The 3,204-nt window shown below is 64.3% G+C and carries 2 protein-coding genes; both read left to right on the top strand.

The window, feature by feature from the left end; translation table 11 throughout:
• Nucleotides 1-1,342 (top strand): TRCF domain-containing protein (locus EOA24_RS32055; protein WP_281059913.1); only part of this gene is annotated, 1,342 nt, incomplete at its 5' end.
• Nucleotides 1,343-1,477: 135 nt separating this feature from the next.
• Nucleotides 1,478-2,851, top strand: coding sequence for a 3-deoxy-7-phosphoheptulonate synthase class II (locus EOA24_RS32050; RefSeq protein ID WP_126082404.1), 1,374 nt, complete (start codon nucleotides 1,478-1,480; stop codon nucleotides 2,849-2,851).
• Nucleotides 2,852-3,204 lie beyond the last annotated feature (353 nt).

Genomic DNA, 3,204 nt, shown 5'->3' with positions numbered 1-3,204 from the left:
GGGCACGATCGACATCGTCGTCGGCACGCATGCGCTGCTCGGCAGCTCGATCTCATTCAAGAATCTCGGACTTCTGATCATCGACGAGGAGCAGCATTTCGGCGTCAAGCACAAGGAGCGGCTAAAGGAGCTCAAGAACGACGTGCATGTGCTCACGCTTTCGGCGACGCCGATCCCGCGCACGCTGCAGCTGGCGCTGACCGGCGTGCGCGAGCTGTCGCTGATCGCCACGCCTCCGGTTGACCGCATGGCGGTGCGCACCTTCATCTCGCCCTTCGACCCGCTGGTCATCCGCGAGACGCTGCTGCGCGAGCGCTATCGCGGCGGCCATTCCTTCTATGTCGTGCCGCGCATCAGCGACCTGGCCGAAATCCATGATTTCCTGAAGGAATCCGTGCCGGAGCTGAAGGTGGCGGTGGCGCACGGCCAGATGCCACCGGGCGAGCTCGACGACATCATGAACGCCTTCTACGACGGGCAGTACGATGTGCTCCTGTCGACCACCATCGTCGAATCCGGCCTCGACATCCCGACCGCCAACACGCTGATCATCCATCGCGCCGACATGTTCGGCCTGGCGCAGCTCTACCAGTTGCGCGGCCGTGTCGGCCGCTCGAAGGTGCGCGCCTACGCGCTGTTCACGCTGCCGGCCAACCGGAAGCTGACCGACACGGCCGAGCGCCGGCTGAAGGTGCTGCAGTCGCTCGACACGCTCGGCGCCGGCTTCCAGCTCGCCAGCCACGACCTCGACATCCGCGGCGCCGGCAATCTTCTCGGCGAAGAGCAGTCGGGGCATATCAAGGAGGTCGGCTTCGAGCTCTACCAGCAGATGCTGGAGGAGGCGGTCGCCGAGGTGAAGGATACCGGCGAGGCACAGGACGGCGGCTGGTCGCCGCTGATCGCGGTCGGCACCGCGGTGATGATCCCGGAAAGCTATGTGCCGGACCTGCAGCTCCGCATGGCGCTTTACCGTCGGCTGGGCGACCTCGAGACGACCGAGGAGATCGACGGTTTCGGCGCCGAGCTGATCGACCGTTTCGGGCCGCTGCCGGAAGAGGTGACGCATCTGTTGAAGATCGTCTTCATCAAGGCGCTCTGCCGCAAGGCCAATGTCGAGAAGCTCGATGCCGGCCCCAAGGGCGTCGTCATCCATTTCCGCAAGCGCGAATTCCCCAATCCGGTCGGGCTGGTCAAGTTCATCGGCGAGCAGGGCTCGCTGGCCAAGATCAGGGCCGACCACAGCGTCGTCTTCATCCGCGACTGGCCGAATGCGGAGAAGCGGCTGGCAGGCTCGGCCGTGGTGATGACGCAGCTGGCGCGGCTCGTCGACAAGGCCGCGTAGCAGCATCGGGTCCATTCGCCACCGCTGAAAAACCCGGCTAGAATAGGCAGTCGGCTTCGTGTAAGGAGCCGCGACCTCTGTTGGGGCGAAAATAGCGGGCAAGGGCGCTCGCCGAGAAGAGTATTGGGTGCAGCGATGACGAAATGGTCGCCGAATTCGTGGAGAGAGAAGCCGATCAAGCAGGTTCCGGCCTATCCGGACCTTGCCGCGCTGAAGGCGACGGAAGCCCAGCTCGCCACGTTCCCGCCGCTGGTCTTTGCCGGTGAAGCGCGCAAGCTGAAGAAGCAACTGGCGGCGGTCGCCGCCGGCGAAGCCTTCCTGCTCCAGGGCGGCGACTGCGCCGAGAGCTTTGCCGAGCACGGCGCCGACAACATCCGCGACTTCTTCCGCGTCTTCCTGCAGATGTCGGTGGTGCTCACCTTCGCCGGCGCGCAGCCGGTGGTGAAGGTCGGCCGCGTCGCCGGCCAGTTCGCCAAGCCGCGCTCCTCCGACAACGAGACCAAGGGCGGGGTGACATTGCCGAGCTATCGCGGCGACATCATCAACGGCATCGAGTTCGACGCCAGGTCGCGCATCCCGGATCCCGCCCGGCAGGAGATGGCCTACCGCCAGTCGGCCGCGACGCTCAACCTTCTGCGCGCCTTCGCGCAGGGCGGCTATGCCAGCCTGGAGAACGTGCATCGCTGGATGCTGGGCTTCGTCGCCGACAGCCCCCAGGGTGAGAAGTACGAATCGCTTGCCAACCGCATCACCGAGACGATGGAATTCATGCGCGCGGTCGGCATCACGTCGGAAACCAATTTCGCGCTGCGCGAGACCGATTTCTACACCAGTCACGAGGCACTGCTGCTCGGCTACGAGGAAGCGCTGACGCGCGTCGATTCCACCTCCGGCGACTGGTACGCAACCTCGGGCCACATGATCTGGATCGGCGATCGCACCCGCCAGCCCGACCATGCGCATGTCGAATATTGCCGCGGCATCAAGAACCCGCTTGGCCTGAAATGCGGACCTTCGCTGACGCCGGATGGTTTGCTGGAATTGATCGACCTGCTCAATCCCGAGAATGAGCCTGGACGGTTGACGCTGATTGCCCGCTTCGGCTCCGACAAGGTGGCCGAGCACCTGCCGAAGCTGGTGCGGGCGGTGAAGAAGGAAGGCCGCAGCGTCGTGTGGTCGTCCGATCCGATGCATGGCAACACCATCGAGGCGGCCGGCTACAAGACGCGGCCGTTCGACCGGATTCTCAAGGAAGTGCAGACCTTCTTCGAGGTGCATCGCGCCGAAGGCACGCATCCGGGCGGCATCCATGTCGAGATGACCGGCAAGAACGTCACCGAATGCACGGGCGGCGCCCGCGCCATCACGGCCGAGGACCTGCACGACCGCTATCATACCCATTGCGATCCGCGCCTTAACGCGGATCAGGCGATCGAGCTCGCCTTCCTGGTCTCGGATCTGCTCAAGAAGAGCCATCCGATCCAGCACAAGCAGGTTGCCAACGCCTGAGTAGCGCCCGGCGCTTGTTCATTGGAAGCGCCGGCGAAACCGGCGCCTTTTCAATTCAGGCGGGTGGATCAAGCCTAAAGCGCGTCGCGATCTTTCAGATTCGCTCCATACGCTTTAGGTTTTTGATTTCATGCATGTCTTTGTCCCGAAACCGGTTCCCACTTTCGGGAGACATGCTTTAGCCGGTCATTCCGGGTCGGGCGGCCCGGGCGGGTCTCCCGGGAAACTCGATCTGCCGGGTGGAATGACAGCGAAGTTGATCTCCAGGGGCGGCGCCCTGAGCGACCAGTCGAAGGACACCGTCTTGACCGGCAGGCCGTCGGTCCAGGCCAATTGCTGCGGCGTGAGTGGCC

It is taken from the genome of Mesorhizobium sp. M2A.F.Ca.ET.039.01.1.1, from assembly GCF_003998035.1.
Taxonomy (GTDB): Bacteria; Pseudomonadota; Alphaproteobacteria; order Rhizobiales; family Rhizobiaceae; genus Mesorhizobium.
The sequence above is the reverse complement of the archived record's forward strand: the minus strand, read 5'-3'. Positions and strand labels throughout refer to the sequence as shown.

Excerpts from the sequence above, each read along its gene's own strand:
- EOA24_RS32050 (WP_126082404.1), top strand. The coding sequence starts at position 1,478 with ATGACGAAATGGTCGCCGAATTCGTGGAGAGAGAAGCCGATCAAGCAG.